This window comes from Streptomyces sp. NPDC037100 (genome assembly GCF_055606225.1).
In genome coordinates this window covers 228,405-253,187 of sequence record NZ_JBVJSX010000007.1, presented here as the reverse complement: position 1 = coordinate 253,187, position 24,783 = coordinate 228,405, and the positions used below count along the sequence as shown (strand labels likewise).

Here is a 24,783-nt window from a genome sequence, read left to right as displayed (position 1 = left end):
ACACGGTCAGCGCCCCGGCGGGAGGCAGTTTCCAACGGCATGCGCCGCTCGGGGGTTACGGCCCACCGGGAGCGGGAATGTGGCTCACCCACGGCACACGGCGACGCCCGACGGGCGGAGTCCGTGCCGGTGCAGGCACAGGTTGTCGGTGCGGACCGGCCGTTCCCGGTGGGGAGCGGGCGGGCCACGGGTCGGAGGGCTGCGCAGATGAAGCGGATGCGGATCGAGAAAACCCGGCGGACGGTCCGTGCCCGCCGGTACGCGGACGACCCGTTCGCGCTGCCCGACGCCCTGGACCCGCGCGATCCCGACATCGTGCGGGCCAAGCGCCTGGCTCTGAGGGAACAGGGCGGAAGCGACCACTCCTAGCGGCACAGGTCCACGGCGAACGCCCGGGGCGCACGCCCCGGGCGTTCGCATGTCCGGACCGGGCCGGCCGGCAGGACGTGGGTCACTGTCCGGCATCAGGTGTTGTCGGGACCGGGTCAACACGCTTCAATGCGGGGGAACTCGGGCCCTGAACGACGGCGTACGGATGTGAAGACCTGCCCGGCGCCGGTGGGAGGGCCCCGCGCGAACGGTCTGACCAGCCGTTGCCGACTCAGAGAAGAGGCCCCTGCATGCCGCACGCCCCACAGCACGCGGACGTCGCCACCGCGGAACTGGACTCGGCCCTGCGGGGCGGCCCCTTCCACGTCGCTCTGCGGGCCGCGATCGCCGCCCGCGGCCTGCCCCTGCAGCGCGTGCAGCACCATCTGTCCCGCCACGGTGTGAAGGTCGGCGTCACGAGCCTGAGTTACTGGCAGCAGGGAGCCCGGCGTCCGCAGCGGCCCGAATCGCTGCGGGCCGTGCGCGCGCTGGAGGAGATCCTGGAGCTTCCCGAGGAGTCGCTGATCCGGCTGCTCGCCGAGTCCGCACAGAGCCCGTCGGGGCTGCGGTCCGCCGCCCGCTCCTACCGCTCCCTCGTCGAGGCGTCCGGCGTCCTGGACCAGTTGCTGGCGGAGCTGGACTGCCCGCCGGACGGGGGTCTGCACTCCCTCGGCCACCACGAGCGGCTCCGGATCGGGGCGCGGCGCGAGCTGGCCGAGCGCGAGTCGCACCACATCGTGCGCGCCCACCGGGACGGCATCGACCGTTTCGTGGCCGTCCACCACGGCGACCGGGGGGCCACACCCGAGCGCATGCGGGTGCACGCCCTGGAGAACTGCCGTACCGGACGGGTCCGTTGGCACCGTGACACCGGAGTTCTCGCGGCCGAGCTGCTCTTCGACACCCGGCTGCGGGCCGGCGACACCTTTCTGTTCCGCTACGGCGTCGAGGACGGCACGGCGGGTCTGTCACGCGAGTACATGCGCGGCTTCGACTGCCCCGGCGGCCAGTACGCCCTCCAGGTGCGCTTCGACGCGGCGGCCCTGCCGGTGCGGTGCCACCGCTTCGCCCAGCACTCGGCGGCGGCGCCGCGCAGCGGATGCCAGGACCTGACCCTGAGCGGCCGGCACCGGTCGGTGCACCTGGTCGAGCCTCGGGTGCGGGCGGGGTTCCTGGGGATCGGCTGGGACTGGGAGTAACCGCACGGGCCCCGGGATCCGTCCCGTGGCAGCCGGGGCCGGCAGCTGACGTAAGCGATTGCGCAAACGTTTACGTGCGGCGCCGGATGCGATACGTTTCCCGCCGGAAGCGGAGGAGGGAACAGTCATGGCGACCATGGCCGACGTCGCGCGGAGCGCCGGTGTCTCCGTGGCCACGGTCTCGCATGTCCTGAACGGCACCCGGCCGGTGCTGCCGCACACCCGCCAGGCGGTGCTGGACGCCGTGGAGGAGCTCGGTTACACCACGAACACACTGGCCCGTTCCCTGGTGACGGCCCGCACCCGGTCCATCGGGCTGGCGGTGTCCGCGATCAGCAACCCGTACTTCACGGAGATCCTCCAGGGCGTCGAGGCAGCGGCGCTGGACGCCGGATACAGCCTGCTGATCGCCGATCCGCACGACGACCCGGAGCACGAGCGCAAGGTCGTCCGGCTGCTGCACGAGCGCCGGGTCGACGGCATGATCGTCGCGCCCTCCGCCGATCCGCGCGGGCTGCTCGACTATCTCGCGCGGCACGGCGTACCGGCGGTGTTCCTGGACCGGCTGGTGGACGCGCCCGGCGAGGACGGCGGTCCGCTCTTCGACCAGGTGTGCGCCGACAACGCCGAACCGACGTCCCGGCTGGTCACCCATCTCGCCGGGCTCGGTCACCGGCGGATCGCACTGGTGGCGGGGCGGCCGGGGCTCAGCACCACGAGCGAGCGGATCACCGGTTACCGCAGTGGCCTTGCGTTCGCGGGGCTGGCGTACGACGAGCGGCTGCTGGTGCACGGCGACTCGGAGTCCGCGGGTGCCGAGCAGGCGACCGAGGCCCTGCTCTCGCTGGGTGTGCCGCCGACCGCGCTGGTCACAGGCAACAACGCCATGACCATCGGGGTGCTGCGTGCCCTGAGTGCGCACGGCCTGTCCGTCCCGGACGACATCGCCCTGTGCTGCTTCGACGACTTCGCCTGGGCGGATCTGTTCTCGCCCCGGCTCACCGCGATCGCCCAGCCCGGCAAGGACATCGGCGCCCGGGCCGTCCGCGTCCTCCTGGAGCGCCTCGCCGAGCCGGACCAGCCCGTCCGGACCGTGCGTCTGCCCTGCGCCTTCGTCCACCGCACATCGTGCGGCTGCCCCAGCCCGTCCGAGGAAGGAACCCCGTCGTGATCGTCGTCGCCGGTGAGGCACTGATCGACCTGGTACCGCAGGGCACGGGTGCCCTCGCGGCGCTGCGGCCCGCACTCGGCGGCGGCCCGTACAACACGGCCGTGGCGCTGGGCCGCCTCGGCTCCCCCGCCGCCTTCTGCTCGCGGGTCTCGTCCGACGCCTTCGGACAAGCGCTGCTGGACCGGCTGAGCGCGACGGGGGTCGACGTGTCCTCCGTGCAACGGGGCACCGAACCGACGACGCTCGCCGTCGCCACCGTCGGCGCGGACGGCTCGGCGGCGTACTCCTTCTACGTCGACGGGACGGCGGACCGGCTGTTCGAGGCGCCCTCCATGCTGCCGTCCGGCACCCGGGCGGTGTCCTTCGGCACCTGCTCGCTGGTGCTGGAGCCGGGCGCGAGCGCGTACGAGGAGATGATGCGCCGGGCGGCCGGGCAGGGCGTGTTCACCGCTCTGGACCCCAACATCAGGGCCGGGCTGATCCCGGACGCGGACGCCTACCGGGCGCGGTTCAAGAGCTGGCTGCCCTCGGTGTCGCTGCTCAAGCTGTCCGTGGAGGACGCGCAGTGGCTCGGGGGTACGCCCCACGAATGGCTGGCCTCCGGCCCGGCGGCGGTCGTGATCACCCGGGGCGGGGACGGGCTGACCGCCTTCACCGCCGACGGGGAGTACACGGTGCCGGGCGAACGCATCGAGGTCGTGGACACGATCGGCGCGGGCGACACGGTCAACGCGGCCCTGCTGCACGGGCTCGCGGTGCGCGACGCCCTCAGTCCACGCGGCCTGGCCGAACTGGACCCCGACGGCTGGACGCAGCTGCTGGGCTTCGCGGCCCGCGCGGCGGCGATCACCTGCTCACGGGCCGGGGCGGAACCGCCGTACGCGCACGAGCTGGAGGGCTGACAGGGGAGGGACGCCCTGGGTGCCCCGCCGGGCGCTTCAGCCGGTCTCCCCCACCGCCACCGCCCGCAGTGCTCCGGGACGGCGGCCGTTGAGGCGGTCCAGGGCGGTTGCCGTGGCGTCGTCCGCGGGCAGGTGGATGACGAGGTGCTGCCCCTCATCGGGAAGCGCGAGCGTCTCGTTCAGCAGCCGCAGGGAACCGGCCTGCGGGTGCTCGATGTGCTGGGACCCCGTCCGCCGCGGTGTCGCGGCCAGGTCGGCGAACCGGTCGGTGAAATCCGCACCGGCCGTCACCGCCAGCTCGTCGGCCAGCTCGGCGAGGTAGGGGTCCCGCAGGGGGACGCCGTGCCGGAGCCGGGCGACGAGGTCGTCGGCGACCCGGTCCCAGTGGTGGTAGGCGCTGCGTGCCCGCTCGTCGGTGAACAGGTACCGGAGCAGGTTGGGCCGCTCGTCGTCGAGCAGGCCCAGCGGGCCGGCCAGGCGCTCGTACCCGGCCGTGTGGGCGAGGACGTCGCCGATCCAGTTGACCACCAGCGCGGGAGTCGGCTCCAGGCGGTCCAGCACGGCCCGTACGGTGGGGCGCGCGGCGCGGCTGAGCGGCGGGGCCGCCGCACAGACCAGCGGGTCACCGCCGTCCGCCTCCTTTGTCAGGCGGCGCAACAGCATCCGGTCGGCGAGGGAGAGGTTCAGGGCGTCGGCCAGGGCGCCGAGCACCTGGGCCGACGGGTTGCGGTCCCGGCCCTGTTCCAGCCGGGTGAGGTACTCGACGCTGACGCCCGCGAGCGTGGCCAGTTCGGCACGCCGCAGGCCCGGGGTACGGCGTCGGGGGCCTGCGGGCAGACCCGCCTCGGCCGGGGTGACGGCTTCGCGCCAGGTGCGCAGGAACGTGCCCAACTCGTTGTCGCTCACCCGCCGAACGTACAGGGCGCGCGGGCGCGGAGGGTGGCCCCGTCACTACCAGGCTCCGGCCGGTCTCCCTCGCGGACGGCTCGGCCCTCAAGGTGGAGGGCATGACGAATGACACCGCTCGCACCGCCCTGCCGCTCGCCCCCGGTCAGTGGGCCCTCGATCCCTTCCACTCCTCCGTGAACTTCACCATCCGGCACCTGGGCATCGCCAAGGTGCGGGGGCGCTTCGAGCGGCTGGAGGCCGAGCTGTTCGTCGGGGAGCGGGTCGAGGACGTGCGGATCTCCGCGACCGTCGACCTGGCCTCGATCGACACCGGCAACGCCGACCGGGACGCACACGTCCGCGCCTCCGACCTGCTGGACGTGGCGAAGCGCCCGACGATGACGTACCGCTCGACGCGGGTCTCGGGCGAGGGTGAGGACTGGACCATGGAGGGTGAGCTGACGATCGGTGACGTGACCCGGCCGGTGACGCTCGCCGTGGAGTTCGGCGGGCTGGTCGAGGTGCCCATGGACGGCAGCCGGCACGCCGGGTTCGAGGCGACGGGCGAGATCCGACGCGGCGACTTCGGGCTGGACTTCGCCCCCGGCCTGCTCGGCGACGTGGTCAAGATCCAGCTCGACATGCAGTTCGTGGAGCCGGAGAAGAACGCCTGACCACTTCGAACGCGCCGGGCCCCACAGGACGTTGTCTGTGGGGCCCGGCTCGTTCGGCGCGTTCGGCGGGTTCGACGGTTCGGCGCGTTCGGTGGGAGACCTCAGCCCTTGCTGGACCGGGTCGTCTTCTTCGCGGCCGCCTTGGTGGTCTTGGCCGCCGTCTTCTTGGCGGCGGCCGTGCCGGTGACCGTCTTGGTGGCGGTCTTGCGTGCCGATGCGGTCTTGGCCGCGACCGTCTTGCGGGCGGTCGTCTTGCGCGGCGCCTTCACCGAGGACGCGTCGCTGACGCGGTCGGCGCCGAGGACCTCCCGCAGGAACTTGCCGGTGTGGCTGGCCGGGACCCCGGCCACCTGCTCGGGCGTGCCCTCGGCGACGACCAGACCGCCGCCGGCGCCGCCTTCGGGGCCCATGTCGACGATCCAGTCGGCTGTCTTGATCACGTCGAGGTTGTGCTCGATGACGATGACCGTGTTGCCCTTGTCGACCAGTCCGGACAGGACCGTCAGCAGCTTGCTGATGTCCTCGAAGTGCAGACCGGTGGTCGGCTCGTCCAGGACGTAGACCGTGCGGCCGGTGGAGCGCTTCTGCAGTTCGCTGGCGAGCTTCACGCGCTGCGCCTCGCCGCCGGACAGGGTGGTCGCGGCCTGGCCGAGGCGGACGTAGCCGAGGCCGACGTCCTTCAGCGTGTTGAGGTGCCGGGCGATCGCCGGGACCGCCTCGAAGAAGGCGGTGGCCTCCTCGATCGGCATGTTCAGCACCTCGGCGATGGACTTGCCCTTGTAGTGGACCTCCAGGGTCTCCCGGTTGTACCGGGCGCCGTGGCAGACCTCGCACGGGACGTAGACGTCCGGGAGGAAGTTCATCTCGATCTTGATGGTGCCGTCGCCCGCGCAGTTCTCGCAGCGGCCGCCCTTGACGTTGAAGGAGAAGCGGCCGGGCAGATAGCCGCGGACCTTCGCCTCGGTGGTCTCGGCGAACAGCTTGCGGATGTGGTCGAAGACGCCGGTGTACGTGGCCGGGTTGGAGCGGGGGGTGCGGCCGATGGGCGACTGGTCCACGTGCACGACCTTGTCGACGAGGTCGTCGCCGTCCACGCGCGTGTGCCGCCCGGGGACGCTCCGCGCGCCGTTCAGCTCGCGGGCCAGGTGCGTGTAGAGGATGTCGTTGACCAGCGTCGACTTGCCGGAGCCGGAGACGCCGGTGACCGCGGTGAACACGCCCAGGGGGAACGAGACGTCGATGTCCTGGAGGTTGTTCTCCCGGGCGCCGTGCACCGTGAGCTGCCGGGACGGGTCCAGCGGGCGGCGGATGTCGGGCAGCGGGATGGCCTTCTTGCCGGACAGGTACTGACCGGTCTGCGACTCCTCGTTGGCGAGGAGCTCCTTCAGGGAGCCGCTGTGCACGACCTTGCCGCCGTGCTCGCCGGCGCCGGGGCCGATGTCGACGATCCAGTCGGCGGTCTTGATGGTGTCCTCGTCGTGCTCGACGACGATGAGGGTGTTGCCCATGTCGCGCAGCCGGACCAGGGTCTCGATCAGCCGGTGGTTGTCGCGCTGGTGCAGGCCGATGGACGGCTCGTCGAGGACGTACAGGACGCCGACGAGGCCGGAGCCGATCTGGGTGGCCAGGCGGATCCGCTGGGCCTCGCCGCCGGACAGGGTGCCGGCCGCGCGGTTCAGCGAGAGGTAGTCCAGGCCGACGTCGACCAGGAACCGCAGGCGCTCGTTGACCTCCTTCAGCACGCGCTCGGCGATCTTCTTGTCGCGGGCGGTGAGCTTCAGCTCGCCCAGGAAGTCCGCGCAGTCGCTGATCGACATCGCGGAGACCTCGGCGATGGACTTGTCCATGATCGTGACCGCGAGGACGATCGGCTTCAGGCGCGTGCCCTCACAGGTCGGGCAGGGCACCTCGCGCATGTAGCCCTCGAAGCGCTCGCGGCTGGAGTCGCTCTCGGCCTCGCTGTGCCGGCGCTTGACGAAGGGGACGGCGCCCTCGAAGGCCGTGGTGTACCGGCGCTCGCGGCCGTAGCGGTTGCGGTAGCGGACCTCGACCTGGGTCTTGTGGCCGTGCAGCAGGGCCTTCTTGGCGCGCTGCGGCAGGCCTCCGAAGGGGATGTCCGTGCGGAAGCCCAGCGCGTCGGCCAGGGCGCCGATCAGGCGGCCGAAGTAGTCCTTGGTGTGGCCGTGCGACCAGGGGTGGATGGCACCTTCGTCGAGGCTCTTGTCCGGGTCGGGGACGATCAGCTCCGGGTCGACCTCCATGCGCGTGCCGATGCCGGTGCAGTCGGGGCAGGCGCCGAAGGGCGAGTTGAAGGAGAAGGAGCGGGGCTCCAGCTCCTCGAAGGACAGGTCGTCGTACGGGCAGTACAGATGCTCCGAGAACATGCGCTCGCGCTCGGGGTCGTCCTCGGGGAGGTCGACGAAGTCGAGCACGACCATGCCGCCGGACAGGCCGAGGGCGGTCTCCACGGAGTCGGTGAGGCGGCGCTTGGCGCCGTCCTTGACCGTGAGGCGGTCGACGACCACCTCGATGGTGTGCTTCTCCTGCTTCTTCAGCGTGGGAGGGCTCGACAGCTGGATCGTCTCGCCGTCCACCCGCGCGCGGGAGTAGCCCTTGGTCTGGAGGTCGGCGAAGAGGTCGACGAACTCGCCCTTGCGCTCGCGCACCAGCGGCGAGAGCACCTGGAAGCGGCTGCCCTCCGGGAGCTCCAGGACCCTGTCGACGATGGCCTGGGGCGACTGGCGCGAGATCGGGCGGGCGCACTCGGGGCAGTGCGGCTTGCCGATGCGCGCGAAGAGCAGGCGCAGGTAGTCGTAGACCTCGGTGATCGTGCCGACCGTGGAGCGCGGGTTGCGCGAGGTCGACTTCTGGTCGATGGAGACCGCCGGGGACAGGCCCTCGATGAAGTCGACGTCCGGTTTGTCCATCTGGCCGAGGAACTGCCGGGCGTACGAGGAGAGGGACTCCACGTAGCGCCGCTGCCCCTCCGCGAAGATGGTGTCGAAGGCCAGCGAGGACTTGCCCGACCCCGACAGGCCCGTGAAGACGATGAGCGAGTCGCGCGGGAGGTCGAGCGAGACGTTCTTGAGGTTGTGCTCGCGCGCTCCACGAACGATGAGACGGTCGGCCACGCCGGTCCGCACCTTTCTTGAGAGAAGTGACAGGGGCGGGGCCCCCGTCTTTCTCAGACTAGGGGGAGCCACTGACAACGCCGGTCGGATTCACGGGTTGCCAACAAACCCCGGCTCTCCAGCATGCCCGACGCCACGTCCGACCATATAGCACGTGCTTTCGATTTACGGCACTGCTTCACCACCTTCACCCGAAGGAGTGGCGCAGCTAAGGTCAGCACCATGATTGATCACGCTCATGACCTGGCGTCTGTACGTGACGCGACGGAGCGGCTGCTGACCGCAGTCGGCACACTGGACAACGCGGCTGTGACGGAGCCGTCACGGCTGCCCGGCTGGAGCCGCGGCCATGTCCTGGCCCACCTCGCCCGCAACGCGGACGCCCTCGTGAACGTGCTCGAAGGGCGCCCCATGTACGTCTCCGGCGAGGCCCGGGACGCCGACATCGAGCGGGACGCCCCGCGCGCCCTCGATGTCCAGCTCGCCGACCTGCGCGAGAGCGCCGCCCGCTTCCAGGAGGCCGGTGACACTCCGGCGGACTGGTCGCGCACGGTGGAGCTGCGCAACGGGGTCACGGACTCCGCGTCCCGGGTGCCGTTCCGGCGGTGGGTGGAGGTGGAGCTGCACCACGTGGACCTGGGGATCGGCTACGAGCTGGAGGATCTTCCAGAGGCCTTCACCGAGCGGGAGATCGACTTCCTGGCCGACCGGTTCGCCGGGCACCCCGACATCCCCGCCACTCGCGTCACGGACGGCACGCGCGTGTGGAGCACCGGACGGAAGCCGGGCGGGCAGGGGCCCGAGGTGACCGTCACGGGCCCCCCGGCCGACCTGCTGGGCTGGCTCGCGGGCCGCCGCGAGCCATCCGCGCTGACCTCGGCCGGCGGCCCGCTTCCGGCGCTGCCGCCGCTATAGGCTGGCGGACATGACGTACAGCGGAGAGGTGACGGTCGGCGGACCGGCCGATGTTCACGAGCTCAAGGACCTGATGATCACCAAGATCGCGGTGGGTCCGATGAACAACAACGCCTATCTGCTGCGCTGCCGGGCCACGGACGAGCAGTTGCTGATCGACGCCGCGAACGAGGCGGACACACTGCTCGGCATGATCGGTGGCGACGGCATCGCGTCCGTCGTCACCACCCACCGGCACGGCGACCACTGGCAGGCGCTCGCCGAGGTCGTGGCGGCCACCGGCGCCCGCACCTACGCGGGCCGGGAGGACGCCGACGGCATCCCCGTACGGACCGACGTACCGGTCGACGACGGCGACACCATCCGGGTGGGACATGTGGAGCTCACCGCGCGCCACCTGGTCGGGCACACGCCCGGTTCGATCGCCCTCGTCTACGACGACCCGCACGGACACCCCCATGTGTTCACCGGGGACTGCCTGTTCCCGGGCGGTCCTGGTCGGACAACACGTCCGGAAGAGTTCAACTCCCTGATGGACGGCCTGGAGACCAAGCTGTTCGACGTCCTGCCCGACGAGACGTGGATCTACCCCGGCCACGGCAACGACACCACCATCGGCACGGAGCGGCCGCACCTCGCGGAGTGGCGCGCACGAGGCTGGTAACCGTCCAACGACGACCGCCCCTTGTTTTGAAACCGAAGCGGGGGCGGTCGCGCATTCAGGCCCGTTCCGCGCTCGGGAGGGTCATGCCCCACGGACGGTGGCCTCCAGAGCACCGTCACCGACGCCTGCAGCGGTGACCGCCATGATCAGGGGGACTGCTGCATGGGCTGCGGTCTGCCGGGCCGGGTTCACCTGGCAGGCAGCGGAACCTCCCACCTCTCGCAATCCATCCCATCGGCTCCCAGCCGCACTACGGGCCCGAAACACCCGCACGCAGTTGGAGGCCGCGCTCAAGGGGGCTGCGACCGCCGCTGTCACCTCACGGCCCTTGGCCTCCGGGCCGCTCCGGAGGAGAGCCCCGGGGCGGCCCGGAGGCCAAGGACGGTGAGGTGTTCCGGCAGATGATCCGCGTGGCCGTGGACCGTGGACCACGCGCGCGCCCTGCGCGTCTCGCGCCGCCGGGCTCCTGCCCGACGCGCCTGGCGGGTGATCAGGCGGCGGCGGTGCTCGTCGCTCCGACGGACGCGTCCCCGGCGATCCAGTGGACGCTCCGCCGGTGATCTAGCGGGTGACCCCGGTGTGCTCCCGCACTGTGGCCGCCTCGCTCGCCGTCGTCCCGGCCCCCGGCTCGGCGCTCTGCTTCGCGAAGCCGCGCCGGCCCGGCAGGACCGCGAGGACGATCAGTGTTCCGGCGGCCATGATGATCCCGCCGATGAGGCTGGTCTGGGCGACTCCGTGGGCGAAGGCCTGGTGGACGGCGTCCACGGCGGCCTGGGCCTGCTGGGGACCGGCGGAGGGATCCTGCGCGACCCGCTCCGCGACGGCCAGGCCGGCACCAACCGAGTCCTTGGCGGTCTCCATCGCCTCCGCCGGAAGCCGGTTGCCCACCAGGTCGGTCAGCTCGTCGCGGTAGGCCGTGCCCAGCAGCGAGCCCAGCACCGCGATGCCCAGCGCCCCGCCCAGCTCGAGCGCGGTGTCGTTGACACCGCCGCCGACGCCCAGCTCGGACTCGGGGAAGGAGCCCATGATCGTGTCGGTCGCCGGGGAGATGGCCAGTCCGAGCGCGAGGCCCAGCATCATCAGCGGCGCCAGGAAGTCTCCGTACGTCGACCCCTTGTCGATCTGGGTGAGCAGGAACATGCCCGCCGTGCCGACGGCCATGCCGGTCACGACCATCACCTTCACCCCCAGCTTCGGGGTGAACAACCCAGTCAGCGCGGACCCGAGGAACACCGCACCGCCCAGCGGCAGCAGCCGTAGGCCCGTGTCCAGGGCGCCGTAGCCGAGGACGAACTGCAGGAACTGCGTCGAGTAGTAGAGCACGGCGAACATGCCGAAGAAGAAGAACATCACCGCGAGCATCGAGCCGCTGAAGGGCCGCAGCGCGAACTTTCGGACGTCCAGCATCGGGTGCGGATGCCGCAGCTCCCAGGCGACGAAGCCGACCAGACCGGCACCGGCGACCACGGCGGCGGTGACGGGGCCGGCGCCCCAGCCGAAGTGCGGGCCCTCGATGGCGGCGTAGATCAGGGAGCCGACGGTGAGGATCGACAGCAGACCACCGACGTAGTCGATCCGGCCCATGCCCTCCGCCTTGGACGGCGGTACCAGGGCGAGCGCGCCGAACACGGCGAGGACGGCGATCGGCACGTTGATCAGGAAGGTCGAGCCCCAGGCGTGGTCCTCAAGCAGCCAGCCGGAGACCAGCGGGCCGACGGCTACCGCCACCCCGGAGGTCGCGGCCCAGGCGGTGATGGCCTTGGTCCGCTCGCTCCGGGGGAAGGTCGCGACCACCAGGGACAGCGTGGCCGGCATCACGACCGCGGCACCGACACCCATGATCGCGCGGGCCATGATGACCAGCGAAGTCTCGTCGACCATGCTCCCCATCACCGAACCGCCGGCGAAGATCAGCAGACCCAGCACCAGCGCGCCGCGCCGGCTGTACTTGTCGCCGATCGAGCCCAGCACCAGCATCAGCGCCGCGTACGGAACGGTGTAGCCGTCGACGACCCACTGCAGATCACTGCTGCTCAGGCCCAGCTCGGTGGTCATGTCGGGGGCGGCGACGATCAGCGACGTGTTCGCCATCACCGTGATCAGCAGGCTCAGGCACAGCACGAGCAGCGCCCACCAGCGCCGCGCGTAAGGCCCCGTCATTTTCTCCACGGGGGTGTTCGCTAGGAAGGGCATCAGTAGCTCCTGAGAGGGACGGGGCGGACGAGCGGAATCACTTAATTGCCAGTGAGGGGAGCGGGCGACGGGCTGAGATCTCAGGGCTTCGAGATCATCCTGTGGCCCCGTGTGGGCTTGTCTCGGCGATCCCCTGGAGGGCCGCGTCGGTGTCCGCGGTGGCCAGCATCCTGTTGATGTAGTCGCCGGCCAGTGCGCCGGCCGCTGCGGAGGCCCCGACCTGGGCGACCGGATCGGTGGCGTTGCCGGCCACCCACACACCCGGCACCTCGGTGGTGCCGGCCGTGCCGGAGGCGAAACCGCGGCCCATGTTGTTCGGCAGGTCCTGCACCGGCAGGCCCAGACCTTCCAGGCCCTGGGTGCGGGCCTGCATCTGCGGGGCGACCGCGAGGACGCGGCGGGCCACGACCTGGCCGTCGGCCAGGCGCACCCCGGCGAGGGCACCGTCCTCGTCGTTGACGACCTCGGCGACGGAGATGTCGATGACGCGGATGCCGCGGGCGGCGAAGCGGGCGCTGCTGTCCTCGTCCAGGTCGGTGCCGTGGGTGAAGTAGGTCAGGTCCTCGGTCAGCTGACGGAACAGATACGCGTGGCCGATGGAGGCCGGGCCGGTGGCGAGGATGCCGATGGGCTCGTCGCGCACCTCCCAGCCGTGGCAGTACGGGCAGTGCACCACACTGTGTCCCCAGTGCTCGGCGAGCCCGGGCACCTGTGGCAGCACATCCGTGAGGCCGGTGGCCACCAGGATGCGGCGGGCGGTGATGCTGCGGCCGTCGGCCAGGGTGACGGTGAACCGCAGGTCCCCGTCCGCCGACGGGGCGGCGGACTCGGCCGAGACCACCTCGCCGAACACGACGCGTCCGCCGTACTGACGCACCTGCTCCCGGCCCCGTCGAAGGATCTCGGACGGCGGGGTGCCGTCCAGGACGATGAAGCCGTGCATGGCCTCCGCGGGCGCGTTGCGCGGGGAGCCGCTGTCGATCACGACGACCGAGCGGCGGGAGCGGGCGAGGATCAGTGCACCGTTCAGCCCTGCGGCGCCCCCGCCGATCACCACCGCGTCGACGGTCCCCTCGGCCAGTGCGTCGCTCGCGTACGCAGGAGTCGCCACAGCCATGGCCTCCTGCCTTTCCTTGTCAGTCATGGTTCGGTCAACCCTTCGAGTTCTGGGTGGTTGGAGGGGGGCAGCTGTTCAGAAAGCCGAGGATGTGGTCGGCGACCGTCTTGGGCTGTTGTGGAGAGTCCGGCCCCGGTTTGCTTGGGACGTTCGTGATGTACAGATCCAGTCCGGCGATGAAACTCGCCGTCGCCAGGATCGCGAGGATCAGACCGGGCCTTGCCGGCCTGGAAGGCGTCGCAACGCCGGGCGGCGCGGAGGAGTTCAAAGGCATGGGTTGCCCTCAATCGCGCCAGGCGTGCACGCAGCCTGTCCGGTGAGCTCAGGACCGTTGTGTACTGAACAGTCAGAAACCTAGGCGGTTCTGTACTGGGTTGTCAAATACGTTGGGGCGGCTATACCTTCGATGCATGGCGCGACCACGAAGCTTCGACCCCGACCACGTCCTCCACGCCGCCGAGCGGCAGTTCCGCACTTCGGGCTACAACGGCACGAGCGTCGACGACATCAGCGCCGCCACCGGCCTGGGCCGCGGCAGCCTCTACGCCGCGTTCGACGGCAAGCACGGCGTGCTGCTGCAGGCCATGGCCGGCTACTTCGCCCGGCTGGCGCAGGGTCCGCGGAAGATGCTCGCCGGACCGGACGAGGGCGCCCTGGAACGACTGCACGCCTACTTGCTCCGCGCCGTCCACGGAGTGCCACTCGCCCCCGACGTACCCCCCGCCCCCGACCGGGCGGCGGCGGCCTGCTTCGCCGCCAAGATGGCCCTGGAGATCGGCGCCTCCGACGCCGAGGTCAAACGCCTGGCCAGCGACTGCTTCTCCGTGGTCCGCACGGCGGTGGCCGAGTGTGTGCGAGCGGCCCAGCGCAACGGCGACATCGACCCCGACGCGGACCCCGACGACCTCGCCTACCTCCTGCTGACCGTCATCCGCGGGACCGATGTCGTAGGCGCGTACGGCCACAGTCCCGACCGCCTGACCTCGATCGCGGAGACCGCGTTCGCCTTGCTGCCTCGCCCGCGCCACCGCTGACAAGGGCACGGCCGGCCTCATTGCACAGGCATCTGATGCGGTCCCCCACTTCGACACCGCGGAGGCACGGCCGGTAGGTTTACGCGCCGCCGTGACCTCGTGTGTTGGCGCGTGCTGTGGTGTTCCCCGGCGGTGTGGGCAACACCCACAAGGATCCCAAGGCGTTCGCCAGCCTCATCCACGACGTCGAGACCAAGATCTTCGACGCCCTCCCGGACGAGACGTGGGTCTACCCGGGACACGGCAACGACACGTCCCTGGGCGCGGAGCGCCCGCACCTGCCGGAGTGGCACGCGCGCGGGTGGTGAGTGGCTGCGCGGGGCGCCTTCGCGACGGAATGGGGCGCCTCGGCGCTCTGAATCGGGCGCCTTCGCGTTGAGTGGTGCGCCGCGCACGCGCCCCGTGTGAATCGTTCGCACGCGCCGGTGCCGCACATGCGCTCCCGTCGTACGTAGTTGCGCAGTCAACTGGTCTCAGCCCCGCGCAGGATGACGGCTCCTGGGCGGATGGGCCGCCGGCCTGTCGATCCCCGCCCTCGGCCGGCGGCCCCGGCGCGCCCCTCGAAGCGACAGCGACCGGGGCCCGTTCACATCACCGCAACACCCGTTCCCACTATCCGGACATGTGTTGCCGTGACCTCGACAAACGGGAGCGTCGGCTGCCAATCTCCCGCCATGCACCCCGCCCCGCGTGCCCTGCGCCGCGCAGCCGTAGCCGTCGTCCTCCTCACCGCCGCCGCCGTGGGCTGCGCTCCGCAGCCGGAGGAAGCGGGCAAGCCGTCGTCACCGGCCGGGAACGCGTGCGAGAAGGGCAAGTTGGCCACCCGGGCCTCGGGCAAGCTGACGATCGCCACCGACGAACCCGCCTACGAGCCCTGGTTCAAGGACGGCAAGCCCGCCAACGGCAAGGGCTACGAGTCGGCGGTCGCCTACGCCGTCGCCGAACAGCTCGGCTACGGCAAGGACAAGGTCGCCTGGCAGACCGTCCCCTTCAACAAGGCCTTCGCGCCAGGCGAGAAGACCTTCGACTTCGACATCAACCAGGTGTCCGTCAGCCAGGAGCGCAAGAAGGCCGTGGACTTCTCCTCCGGCTACTACGACGTACGCCAGGCCGTCGTCGCGCTGAAGGGCTCCAAGGCCGCGAAGGCGAAGAGCATCGCGGACCTGAGGGGCGTGAAGCTGGGCGCGCAGGTGGGCACCACCAGCCTCGACCACATCGACGACGTGGTGAAGCCCGAGCGGGCCGCGGCCGTCTACGGCAAGAACGACCAGGCCAAGTCCGCCCTGAAGAACGGCCAGGTCGACGCCATCGTCGTCGACCTGCCGACCGCCTTCTACATCACCGGCGCCGAGATCACCGATGCCACGATCGTCGGCCAGTTCGAGAACCGGGGCGGCACCCCGGAGCAGTTCGGTCTCGTGCTCGACAAGGGCAGCGCGCTCACCTCCTGCGTCTCACGGGCTGTGGACGCCCTGCGCGAGGACGGCACGCTCGCGAAGATCGAGCAGCAGTGGCTGTCGGACGCCGTCGACGCGCCGGTGCTCAAGTGACGGTGCGCAAGGAGGAGCCGGGCTCCGACGAGCACGATGCGTCAGACGGCTACGTCCCGTCGCAGCGGCGCCTGGACCGGGAGCGCCACAAGCGGGCTCGCGCCCGGCGCGCAACGGCGATCGGCGCGCTTTCGACCCTCGTCACCGCCGCCCTCCTCTACCTGGTCGTCGTCAACGCACCGGGCTGGCCGCGCACCAAGGAGACCTTCTTCGACCCCGGGTACGCGCGCGAGGCGTTCCCGAAGGTCCTCGAAGGGCTGTGGCTGAACATCCGGCTGCTGCTGATCTGCGGGGTCGCGGTGCTCGTCCTCGGCATGCTGATCGCCGTGGCCCGCACGCTGCGCGGGCCGGTGTTCTTCCCGCTGCGCTTCCTGGCCGCCGCGTACACGGACTTCTTCCGGGGGCTGCCGCTCATCATCAACCTGATGATCGTGGTCCTCGGCGTCCCGGCGCTGCGGCTCCAGGGGGTGACCGTCGATCCGGTGCTGCTCGGCGGCACCGCGCTCACCCTGACGTACTCGGCGTACGTCGCCGAGGTGTTCCGCGCCGGCATCGAGTCCGTTCACCCATCGCAGCGCGCCGCGGCCCGCTCGCTGGGGCTGAGCAACCGCCTGACACTGCGGTACGTGGTGCTGCCCCAAGCCGTGCGCCGTCAGGTGCCGCCGTTGCTGAACGACCTGGTGTCGCTGCAGAAGGACACCGGGCTCGTGTCGATCGGCGGTGCGGTGGACGCCGTACGGGCCGCCGACATCATCGTGGGCCGCAGCCTCAACTACACGCCGTACATCGTCGCCGGGCTGGTCTTCGTGGCGCTGACCATCCCCATGACCCGCTTCACGGACTGGGTGACGGCACGGATGGACCGCCGACAGGCCCAGGGAGGAACCGCATGAGCGAGACGCCCGTGCTGCGCATGGAGTCCGTCCGCAAGACCTTCGGCGGCTCGGTCGTCCTGCGGGACGTCGACCTGGAGGTCGCCCCGCACACGGTCACCGCGTTGATCGGCGCATCCGGCTCCGGCAAGTCCACCCTGCTGCGGTGCGCGAACCTGCTGGAGGAGATCGACGACGGCGCGATATGGCTCGACGACGAGGAGATCACCGACCCGCGCGCCGACCAGGACGCCGTACGTCGCCGGATCGGCGTGGTCTTCCAGGCGTACAACCTGTTCCCGCACATGACGGTCCTGGACAACATCACGCTCGCCCCCCGCCGCGTGCACGGTGTGCCCCGGGCCGAGGCCGAGGCACGCGCGCGTGAGCTGCTGGAGCGGCTGGGGCTCGGCGGGAAGGCCGGCGAGTACCCGGACCGGCTGAGCGGCGGCCAGCAGCAGCGCGTCGCGATCGTCCGCGCCCTGGCCGTACGTCCGCGGTTGCTGCTGCTGGACGAGATCACCGCCGCCCTCGACCCCGAACTGGTGGGCGAGGTCCTCACCGTGGTCCGCGGGCTGAAGGACGAGGGCATGACGATGGTGCTGGCCACGCACGAGATGGGCTTCGCCCGGGAGGTCGCCGACCAGGTGTGCTTCCTGGAGGGCGGTGTGGTGCTGGAGCGCGGCACCCCCGAGCAGGTCTTCGAGGATCCGCTGCAGGAGCGCACACGGCGCTTCCTGCGGCGGATCGTGGAGGCGGGGCGGCTGTAGGTAGCGGGCCGTAAGGGGCGACAGCGGGGGGCCGGGCCGTAAGGGGCACTTGCAGGGAACCGGGCCGTAAGGCGCTTGCAGGGAGCTGGGCCGTAAGGGGCGCCCGCCATGGTCGGCGGGGGTTACCGGCGAATGCTCACGCGTCCGCCTTGCCCGCCCCGGCCAGCGCCGCGACGCGCTCCACGCCGAACACATACCCCTGCACGCCGCAGCCCGCGATGACCCCGTCGGCACGCAGCGAGACGTAGGAGTGGTGCCGGAACGACTCGCGCTGGTGGATGTTGGAGATGTGGACCTCCAGCACCGGCAGGCCGTCACAGGTGTTGAGGGCGTCCAGGATGGCGACCGAGGTGTGCGAGTAGGCACCCGGGTTGATCACGATCCCGCAGTGGTTCAGCCGCGCCTCGTGGATCCAGTCGACCAGCTCGCCCTCGTGGTTGGACTGGCGGAAGTCGACGGTACCGCCGTGCGCGGCCGCCGCCTTGGCGCACAGGGCCTCGACGTCGGCAAGGGTGTCGGAGCCGTAGATCTCCGGCTGGCGCTGGCCGAGCAGGTTCAGATTCGGGCCGTTGAGGATCATGATCGGGGCGTGGGCCAGGGTGCGGGGCACGGTTCCTCCGGTCCGTTCGGGGTCGTGCGGCCCGTGGCGGACCGCTGCTCACAGCCGGTCTATCACGGTGCGCTTGCCGGTCTCGCCTCGGTGCGCATGCCGGTCCCGCCTCGGAGCACATGCCCGTGTAACACGGCGCGCCGGCAGCCTGCCGGCTCATAGCCTCCCGGCATGACGAGCCTGACCAGCCCGAGCTATCCGCCCAGGCCGTCCCCCGGCGACCGCATCGCCGTGGTTTCGCCCTCCTCCGGCCTGCCGGGGCTCTTCCCGCTCCCCTACGAGCTGGGGCTTGAGCGGCTGCGCAAGGAGTTCGGGCTGGAGCCGGTGGAGTATCCGGCGACCCGCACGGTGGGCTCCACGCCCCAGGAGCGCGCCGCCGACCTTCACGCCGCCTTCGCCGACCCGGAGATCAGGGCGGTCATCGCGTCCATCGGCGGGGACGACCAGATCACCGTGCTGCCCTACCTGGACCGGGAGTTGATCCGGGCCGACCCCAAGCCGTTCTTCGGGATGAGCGACAACACGAACCTGCTCGCGTTCCTGCGCACCTGCGGCATCGTCGGTTTCCACGGCGGGAGCGTGATGTGCGAGCTGGGCCGTCCGGAGGTCATGCATCCACAGACCGCCGAGTCCCTGCGTGCGGCCATGTTCACCCCGGGACCGTACGAGTTGAGGCCCGCCGAGCGGTGGCGTGACATCGACCGGGACTGGGCTGACCCGGCGACCTTCGACGCGGAGCCGGAGACCCGGCCCGGTGCCGGCTGGACCTGGGTGAATCCCGGCAGGGTGGTCGAGGGCCGCAGTTGGGGCGGCTGCCTGGAGATCCTCGCCTGGCTGCTGATGGCCGACCGGGAGGTCGCCCGCGACCTGTCCGAGTACGACGGCGGCGTGCTGCTCCTGGAGACCTCGGAGGACATGCCGAGTGCCACGGAGGTCTTCCGCACCCTGCGCGGCATGGGCGAGCGCGGGCTCCTGGGGCGCTTCTCCGCTCTGCTGATGGGCCGGCCCAAGACATGGTCCTTCGAGCGGCCCACCACCCCGGAGGAAGCGGCGCGTTACGCGGCCGACCAACGCGAGGCGGTCCTTCGCGCGGTGCGAACCTACGCCCCCGACACCACCATCGTTCTCGACGTGGACTTCGGGCACACCGATCCGCAACTGGTGATCCCGTACGGCGGCACCGTGCGCGTGGACGGACCCGCCCGGCGCATCACGGTCACGTACTGAGGACCCCCGGGCCCTCCACGCGCCCCCGTAACCGGCAGTCACGGTGGGTAGTTGACGCGGCATGCACGACGTACGCACCGTAAGGGCACCCTCCATGCCGCGCCTCGCGGCCGCCTCTCTCGCCGGCACGGCCATCGAGTTCTACGACTTCTTCGTCTACGGCACCGCGGCGGCCCTGATCCTGGGGCCGTTGTTCTTCCCGAGCTTCTCTCCGATGGCCGGGACGCTGGCCGCCTTCGCCACCTTCGGTGTCGGCTTCGTGGCCCGGCCGCTCGGATCGATCCTGTTCGGGCACATCGGGGACCGGCGCGGGAGGCGGCCGGTGCTCGTCGCCTCCCTGCTGCTGACCGGGGCCTCCACCGTCGCGGTCGGCTGCGTGCCGACGTACGCCTCGATCGGCGTGGCCGCTCCCCTGCTGCTCCTGGTGCTGCGCTTCCTCCAGGGGCTGGGGCTCGGCGGGGAATGGGGCGGAGCGGTGCTGCTGGCCGTGGAGCATGCGCCGGCCCGACGGCGGGTGCTGTGGTCGAGCTTCCCGCAGGTCGGGCCCGCGTTGGGGTTCCTGCTCGCCAACGGGGTGGTGCTGGGCCTGTCCTCGACGCTGACCGAGGCGCAGTTCGCCGCCTGGGGGTGGCGGGTGCCGTTCTGGGCCGCGGGGGTGCTGGCCGTCGCGGGGCTGTGGCTGCGGTCGTCGCTCACCGAGAGCCCGCGTTTCCTCGAGATCGACGACCACGCGCGCGTGCCGTTCGCCGAGGTCGTCCGCAACCACTGGCGGCTCCTCCTGCTGACCGGCGGTGGCCTCGCGATCGGCTACGCGATCTTCTACGCCGTGACGACCTGGTCCCTCTCCTACGGCACGGAGCGGCTCGGGGTGAGCCGTAGCGTCATGCTGACCTGCATCATGGGCGCGGTGCTCGTGAAGGGTGCTCTGACCCCGTTGGTGGCGCTGCTCGGTGACCGCTACGGCCGGCGGCCGCTGTGCCTGGCCGGGTGTGCGGCGGCAGCCCTGTGGATGTTCCCGATGGTCGCGCTGCTCGCCACGGGGGCGCCGCTGCCGATGTTCCTCGGCTTCCTCGGGGCGATGCTCGCGTTCATCACGATGTTCGCCGTGATCGCCGCCTATCTGCCGGAACTGTACGAGCCGCGGGTGCGCTGCACCGGCGCCGCCGTCGGCTACAACCTCGGCGGGGTCCTCGGAGGAGCGCTCACACCGATCGTGGCGACGGCACTCGCCGGGCAGGGCGGGCGGGTGCCGTGGGGTGTGGCCGCGTATCTGACGGCGATCGCGCTGTTCAGCATGGGGTGCTTCGCGTTGCTGCCGGAGACGCGCCCGGTACGGATGGGCGCGGCCGCGGAGGCCACTGCCGGGTGACTCGGTGGTTCCGTCGCCGGGCCCGGCAGACACAGACGCGCGCCTGAGCGGGTATGCGCACTCACGGGTTGATCGCCAGCTCCAGGTAGGCCGCGAACAGCACCAGACGGACTCCACCCTGAAGCGGCGTGGCCCGGCCCGGCACCACGGTCAGCGAGGCCACCACTTCGGCGTGGTGCGCAGCGGCCAGGACGGCTCCCGCCAGGACCAGGGTCACCAGGGCGACGACCCCGACCGGTAGATCCCGCCCCCAGGTCAGGACCAGCAGCACGACCGCCAGCAGGGGCACCAGGGTCGTCCACCGTGCCGCGAACCGCCTGAGCCGAGCGATCACGACGCGATCGTCGCAGACGGGCCGAGGCCCCGCACTCGGGTGGTGGCGGGCCCGCGGGAGCGCCCTGGGAGCTACTTGAGGTCACGCGCGTCCAGGAGGTCGCAGTTGGTGAACACCCGCTCGCCCGTGCTGAGCGCGTCCAGCCGCTCCGCCATCGCGCTGGTCTCGGGGTCGTCACTGTTGCGCATGGCCTCCTCGTACGACTCGAACTCGATCAGCGCCAGATAACGGCTGGGCTTGTCCCGGTCCTTCAGCAGCATGCTGTGGGTCGGGCCGTGCGCGCGGTCGGCGGCGCCGGCCAGCCCTCCTCGAGCACCTGCTGCATCTCTTCCATACGCTCGGTCTCGAACTCGATGATCTGCACGAACTTCATGGCATCTCCAGCCGGCCACGGCGCCCCCGGGCCGGGGAACGTGCTGAGGAAACAAGCAAGCACCGGGACCGGCGGTCCGCAATTCGCGGAGCGCCGGTCCCGGTGATGGTTGTTCCTACGTCCGACGCGGTCAGACGTCGATGCTGTCCTTCGGAGCGCCTTGGCTCCCGCCTTGCGCCGCCTCGGCCGCCGCCTGCTTCTTGGAAGCTCGCAGGCTGGTGATCGTGGTGACGATCAGAACGGAGCAGATCACGCCGAGCGAGACCGGAATGCTGATCTCGGGGACATGTACCCCGGACTCGTGCAGCGCGTGCAGCACCAGCTTCACTCCGATGAAGCCCAGGATGATCGACAGGCCGTAGGAGAGGTGGACCAGCTTCTTCAGCAGGCCCCCGATGAGGAAGTACAGCTGACGCAGCCCCATCAGGGCGAACGCGTTGGCCGTGAAGACGATGTACGGGTCCTGCGTCAGGCCGAAGATCGCGGGGATGGAGTCGAGGGCGAAGAGCACATCGGTGGTACCGATGGCCAGCATCACGACCAGCATCGGGGTCATGACCCGCTTGCCGTTCTCCTCGATCCACAGCTTGGTGCCGTGGTACCGGTCCGCCACGCCGAAGCGGCGCTCGGCGGCCTTGAGCAGCTTGTTCTCCTCGAACTCCTCGTCTTCCTCGTCGGCCCGAGCCTCCTGGATGAGCTTCCAGGCGGTGTAGATGAGGAAGGCACCGAAGATGTAGAAGACCCAGGCGAAGCTGGCGAGGATCGCCGCACCGGCGGCGATGAAGATCGCTCGCAGGACCAGGGCGATGAGGACACCGATCAGCAGCACACGCTGCTGATACTGCGACGGCACCGCGAACTTCGCCATGATCAGGACGAAGACGAAGAGGTTGTCGACGCTGAGTGACTTCTCGGTGATGAAGCCCGCGAAGAACTCGCCGGCGGGCTGGCCACCGGCGAACAGGAGCAGGCCGAGCCCGAAGAGCGCGGCCAGCACGATCCAGACGACCGTCCAGATCCCGGCTTCCTTGATCGACACGTCGTGCGGCTTGCGGCCGATGAAGAAGTCGACCGCGATGAGGGCGGCGAGGCCCACGATCGTCAGGACCCATAGGGTCACGGAAACATCCACTGCGCCTCCGGCAGTCGTAACGGCAAATGTCAGCGTCGTCGCTGCCGGAGGTCTCTTCCACCCGAAGACGGGCCGACGCCCCGGGATCTGGCCTGATCCGTATTGACGGGTACGCCGCAGCAGACAGGGAGTACTCCCCTCCGTGCCGTCAACAGTACCCAATCACCAAGAACAGGTAAAGCGCTTGGCAAAAGAAAGACCAAAATCCCTGTTCAGAGGGCTTTACATGAACTTGGTGCGGGCGGCGGCCACCTGGCTGAGCACCTGCTGGAGGACCTGGCTGCCGGGTGGCACGAGCGCCGGCTCGTACGTCCACGCGTGACCGACCCACGGGTCGGCGAGGTGATCGTCGGCCACCGGCGTCAGTCGCAGCAGCGAACGCCACAGGGGGTCGAGCAAAGGCCCGTACCCTGAGGACTCCTCCCGGTCGGCGACCATCATCAGGTGGACGCCGAAGGCGGGGCCCTCGTCGGCGAGGTAGCGCAGCTGATTCACGGCCCGATCGTCGAAACCGTGCGGGAAGTCGTTGACTATCAGGAGCTGCTGGGAGGTGTCGAAGCCCGGCGGGAGGGAGTCGGCGGCGCCGCCCCGGACCGCCATCTGCACCAGGTCGACCCGCTGGGTGAGCCGGCCCAGCACGTCCGCCACGCCGGCGGCGCCGCGCGCCGGCGGGGCCGCGAGCACGCCTGTCTGCACAAGGGGCGCCAGCGACTGCGCCCCCGAGCCCGCCGCGTCGATGACGTGGACGGTGAACTCGCCCGCCGGGTGGACGGCGAGCAGCCGGGCCGCGTGCGCGACCGCCGTCTCCAGGGCGAGACGGCTCATGGCGTGGGAATCGGTGAACGGGCCGTCGGACGATCCGGCCGCTCCGCTGTCGATCCACAGGCCTCGCTCCAACGGAAGCCGGACCAGCATGGGGATGCGGATCCGGTCGGCCTCCGGAAGGTGGAGGTCGCCCAGGCGCAGGGCCATGGGGATCTCCATCGGCACCCGGTAGGCGTGCCACACCGGGTTGTCCCAGCGGGCGTACGCCGGCGGCAGGGCCGGTTCCACGACGTCGGCCTCGGCGGCGAGCTGGGTCAGATCCCGGTCAAGGGCCTCCCGGGCCTGGGCGACGAGCTCGGCGTGCCGGGTCCGGGCCGCCTCGCGGGCGGCGTCGCCCTGCCCGCCGATCCGGCTGCGCGGGTCGGAGAGGACCTGCTCCAGCTCCTTGTCCATGCGTGACTCGGCGAAGTCGACGGCGCTGCGGTAGGCGGCGGTGGAGCGGGCCAGGTCCTCGAACATGCCCCACACCTGGTTGTAGAGCCGCTCCTCCATGGACCAGCCGGTCGCGTCGCCCGCCACGGGCTGCGCGGGCTGCCCGGGTGCGGCCGGGGGCGCGGTCGGCGGGGGCGGTGGCGGAGCGGCGTTCTGGCGGCGCGGGTGGCTGTAGTCGATCGGGCCGCCGGCCGTGGGCGCGGACGGCTGGGTGACGGCGTGGGGGTCCGGCGCGGCGCCGGGGTACGACGGCTGCTGAGGGCCGGGCTGCCCGGGGCCGCCGGACGTCTGAGCGCCGTACGGGGACATCGGTGAGACGGGGCCGGGCTGAGGCGCGGTGCCGCCCTGGTCCGGGCCGAGGGCGGGAGCCGCTGCCTGCCGGGAGCGGTCGCCGTCCGCCGTGCGGGGCGGGGGCGCCTGCACCGAGCGGGCCAGCCCTTGGGCCACCGCGTCGTTGATGTCGGCGGCGAGCTGCTGGGCCTGTGGCAGGCCCTGGTCGGTGAGGAGTTCGGCGAGGCCGCCCGCGTAGCCCTGGCCGACGGCACGCACCTTCCAGGCGCCCTGCCGGCGGTAGAGCTCCAGGGCGACGACGGCCGACTCGGCCTCCAGACCGGTGATGGTGTAGCTGGCGACCTCCCCGCCGTCGAGACCGGTGACGGCGACGAAGGGGGCCGCCACGGCGCCGAAACGGAGCGGTCCCGTCCCCCCGACGGGCAGTGCGAGCAGCACGCTGACCCGGTGGACGGCCTCCGGCACGGCGTCGAGGTCCAGCGCGAGACGGTGGTCGGCGGCGGCCTGCCGAGGAACCTCGAGACCCGGCTGGGTGGGTGCGCCCGGGTGGGCCACCCACTCCACGCCGTGGATCCGGCCGTTCTCGTCGCCGAGTGCGGCCACGGCCACGATCGGCGTACCGGCCGAGATCCGGATCTCGAGACGGGCCTGGGAGAGCGGGTGGTTCTGCCCCCGCACCAGCTCGGCCGTCATCGCCTTCGTCCCCCTGTGTCGTTGTGTGGTGTCGTGTGCTGCCCGCCG

At 71.1% G+C, this 24,783-nt stretch carries 23 protein-coding genes and 1 pseudogene; 14 read left to right on the top strand and 10 right to left on the bottom strand.

What is annotated here, in order from left to right; translation table 11 throughout:
- Positions 1–216 precede the first annotated feature (216 nt).
- The 4 genes from ACZ7EG_RS24180 to ACZ7EG_RS24165 all read left to right on the top strand — a co-directional run bounded on the left by ACZ7EG_RS24180 (position 217) and on the right by ACZ7EG_RS24165 (position 3,641).
- The gene (locus ACZ7EG_RS24180) at positions 217–369 is read left to right on the top strand and encodes a hypothetical protein (RefSeq protein ID WP_352095333.1); all 153 of its coding nucleotides are present in this window, start codon (positions 217–219) and stop codon (positions 367–369) included.
- 251 nt (positions 370–620) lie between these two features.
- Positions 621–1,568, top strand: a complete 948-nt coding sequence (locus ACZ7EG_RS24175) for a hypothetical protein (RefSeq protein ID WP_471082514.1) — start codon at positions 621–623, stop codon at positions 1,566–1,568.
- A gap of 127 nt (positions 1,569–1,695) precedes the next feature.
- Positions 1,696–2,739, top strand: a complete 1,044-nt coding sequence (locus tag ACZ7EG_RS24170) for a LacI family DNA-binding transcriptional regulator (RefSeq protein WP_471082511.1) — start codon at positions 1,696–1,698, stop codon at positions 2,737–2,739.
- Positions 2,736–3,641 (top strand): carbohydrate kinase family protein, encoded by a 906-nt coding sequence (locus tag ACZ7EG_RS24165; RefSeq protein WP_471082508.1) that lies wholly within the window; start codon positions 2,736–2,738, stop codon positions 3,639–3,641. Before ACZ7EG_RS24170 ends, ACZ7EG_RS24165 begins: the two co-directional genes overlap by 4 nt.
- A 36-nt stretch (positions 3,642–3,677) precedes the next feature.
- Here the strand turns inward: ACZ7EG_RS24165 and ACZ7EG_RS24160 are convergent, their stop codons facing one another.
- Positions 3,678–4,547: a helix-turn-helix domain-containing protein gene (locus tag ACZ7EG_RS24160; RefSeq protein ID WP_471082505.1), complete on the bottom strand. Its 870-nt coding sequence runs from the start codon at positions 4,545–4,547 to the stop codon at positions 3,678–3,680.
- 101 nt (positions 4,548–4,648) lie between these two features.
- Here ACZ7EG_RS24160 and ACZ7EG_RS24155 point away from each other — a divergent pair, with 101 nt between their 5' ends.
- The gene (locus ACZ7EG_RS24155) at positions 4,649–5,203 is read left to right on the top strand and encodes a YceI family protein (RefSeq protein ID WP_471082502.1); all 555 of its coding nucleotides are present in this window, start codon (positions 4,649–4,651) and stop codon (positions 5,201–5,203) included.
- 101 nt (positions 5,204–5,304) lie between these two features.
- Here ACZ7EG_RS24155 and uvrA read toward each other — a convergent pair whose 3' ends face one another.
- Complete coding sequence (gene uvrA / locus ACZ7EG_RS24150; protein WP_471082499.1) at positions 5,305–8,334, bottom strand: excinuclease ABC subunit UvrA; 3,030 nt, start codon at positions 8,332–8,334, stop codon at positions 5,305–5,307.
- Positions 8,335–8,556: 222 nt separating this feature from the next.
- Here uvrA and ACZ7EG_RS24145 point away from each other — a divergent pair, with 222 nt between their 5' ends.
- Both ACZ7EG_RS24145 and ACZ7EG_RS24140 read left to right on the top strand, forming a co-directional pair.
- Positions 8,557–9,249 carry a maleylpyruvate isomerase family mycothiol-dependent enzyme gene (locus ACZ7EG_RS24145; RefSeq protein ID WP_471082496.1) on the top strand — a complete coding sequence of 231 codons (693 nt, stop codon included), beginning with the start codon at positions 8,557–8,559 and terminating at the stop codon, positions 9,247–9,249.
- 10 nt (positions 9,250–9,259) lie between these two features.
- On the top strand, positions 9,260–9,913 hold the full coding sequence (locus tag ACZ7EG_RS24140) for an MBL fold metallo-hydrolase (protein ID WP_471082493.1): 654 nt from the start codon (positions 9,260–9,262) through the stop codon (positions 9,911–9,913).
- A gap of 561 nt (positions 9,914–10,474) precedes the next feature.
- Here ACZ7EG_RS24140 and ACZ7EG_RS24135 read toward each other — a convergent pair.
- Both ACZ7EG_RS24135 and ACZ7EG_RS24130 read right to left on the bottom strand, forming a co-directional pair.
- Positions 10,475–12,106, bottom strand: a complete 1,632-nt coding sequence (locus ACZ7EG_RS24135; protein ID WP_471082490.1) for an MFS transporter — start codon at positions 12,104–12,106, stop codon at positions 10,475–10,477.
- A 94-nt stretch (positions 12,107–12,200) separates the two neighbouring features.
- Positions 12,201–13,223, bottom strand: coding sequence for an NAD(P)/FAD-dependent oxidoreductase (locus tag ACZ7EG_RS24130; RefSeq protein ID WP_471083043.1), 1,023 nt, complete (start codon positions 13,221–13,223; stop codon positions 12,201–12,203).
- A 410-nt stretch (positions 13,224–13,633) separates the two neighbouring features.
- Between ACZ7EG_RS24130 and ACZ7EG_RS24125 the strand changes: the two genes are divergently transcribed.
- The 5 genes and pseudogenes from ACZ7EG_RS24125 (at position 13,634) to ACZ7EG_RS24105 (ending at position 17,449) form a co-directional block, all read left to right on the top strand.
- Positions 13,634–14,257 carry a TetR/AcrR family transcriptional regulator gene (locus ACZ7EG_RS24125; RefSeq protein ID WP_471082487.1) on the top strand — a complete coding sequence of 208 codons (624 nt, stop codon included), beginning with the start codon at positions 13,634–13,636 and terminating at the stop codon, positions 14,255–14,257.
- A 119-nt stretch (positions 14,258–14,376) separates the two neighbouring features.
- A pseudogene (locus tag ACZ7EG_RS24120) lies at positions 14,377–14,565 on the top strand (MBL fold metallo-hydrolase); the annotation flags it as partial.
- A gap of 366 nt (positions 14,566–14,931) precedes the next feature.
- Positions 14,932–15,807, top strand: coding sequence for an ABC transporter substrate-binding protein (locus ACZ7EG_RS24115; RefSeq protein WP_471082484.1), 876 nt, complete (start codon positions 14,932–14,934; stop codon positions 15,805–15,807).
- Positions 15,804–16,700 (top strand): amino acid ABC transporter permease, encoded by an 897-nt coding sequence (locus ACZ7EG_RS24110; RefSeq protein WP_471082481.1) that lies wholly within the window; start codon positions 15,804–15,806, stop codon positions 16,698–16,700. Before ACZ7EG_RS24115 ends, ACZ7EG_RS24110 begins: the two co-directional genes overlap by 4 nt.
- Positions 16,697–17,449: an amino acid ABC transporter ATP-binding protein gene (locus ACZ7EG_RS24105; protein ID WP_471082478.1), complete on the top strand. Its 753-nt coding sequence runs from the start codon at positions 16,697–16,699 to the stop codon at positions 17,447–17,449. Before ACZ7EG_RS24110 ends, ACZ7EG_RS24105 begins: the two co-directional genes overlap by 4 nt.
- A 136-nt stretch (positions 17,450–17,585) precedes the next feature.
- On the opposite strand, the gene aroQ is transcribed toward ACZ7EG_RS24105, so the two are convergent.
- Positions 17,586–18,059 carry a type II 3-dehydroquinate dehydratase gene (gene aroQ, locus ACZ7EG_RS24100; RefSeq protein ID WP_142164611.1) on the bottom strand — a complete coding sequence of 158 codons (474 nt, stop codon included), beginning with the start codon at positions 18,057–18,059 and terminating at the stop codon, positions 17,586–17,588.
- A gap of 180 nt (positions 18,060–18,239) precedes the next feature.
- Here aroQ and ACZ7EG_RS24095 point away from each other — a divergent pair, with 180 nt between their 5' ends.
- Together ACZ7EG_RS24095 and ACZ7EG_RS24090 are read left to right on the top strand one after the other, a co-directional pair.
- Positions 18,240–19,286 (top strand): S66 family peptidase, encoded by a 1,047-nt coding sequence (locus tag ACZ7EG_RS24095; protein WP_471083039.1) that lies wholly within the window; start codon positions 18,240–18,242, stop codon positions 19,284–19,286.
- A 94-nt stretch (positions 19,287–19,380) separates the two neighbouring features.
- Complete coding sequence (locus tag ACZ7EG_RS24090; RefSeq protein ID WP_471082475.1) at positions 19,381–20,655, top strand: MFS transporter; 1,275 nt, start codon at positions 19,381–19,383, stop codon at positions 20,653–20,655.
- 61 nt (positions 20,656–20,716) lie between these two features.
- Here the strand turns inward: ACZ7EG_RS24090 and ACZ7EG_RS24085 are convergent, their stop codons facing one another.
- From ACZ7EG_RS24085 to ACZ7EG_RS24065, 5 genes are all read right to left on the bottom strand, one after another.
- Positions 20,717–20,989 (bottom strand): hypothetical protein, encoded by a 273-nt coding sequence (locus tag ACZ7EG_RS24085; RefSeq protein WP_471082472.1) that lies wholly within the window; start codon positions 20,987–20,989, stop codon positions 20,717–20,719.
- Between the two features lie 71 nt (positions 20,990–21,060).
- Positions 21,061–21,249, bottom strand: coding sequence for a hypothetical protein (locus ACZ7EG_RS24080; RefSeq protein WP_471082469.1), 189 nt, complete (start codon positions 21,247–21,249; stop codon positions 21,061–21,063).
- Complete coding sequence (locus tag ACZ7EG_RS24075; protein WP_471082466.1) at positions 21,240–21,362, bottom strand: hypothetical protein; 123 nt, start codon at positions 21,360–21,362, stop codon at positions 21,240–21,242. Before ACZ7EG_RS24075 ends, ACZ7EG_RS24080 begins: the two co-directional genes overlap by 10 nt.
- 130 nt (positions 21,363–21,492) lie before the next feature.
- Positions 21,493–22,494, bottom strand: coding sequence for a TerC/Alx family metal homeostasis membrane protein (locus ACZ7EG_RS24070; RefSeq protein WP_471082463.1), 1,002 nt, complete (start codon positions 22,492–22,494; stop codon positions 21,493–21,495).
- Between the two features lie 222 nt (positions 22,495–22,716).
- Positions 22,717–24,735, bottom strand: coding sequence for a TerD family protein (locus ACZ7EG_RS24065; RefSeq protein WP_471082460.1), 2,019 nt, complete (start codon positions 24,733–24,735; stop codon positions 22,717–22,719).
- Positions 24,736–24,783: the final 48 nt, after the last annotated feature.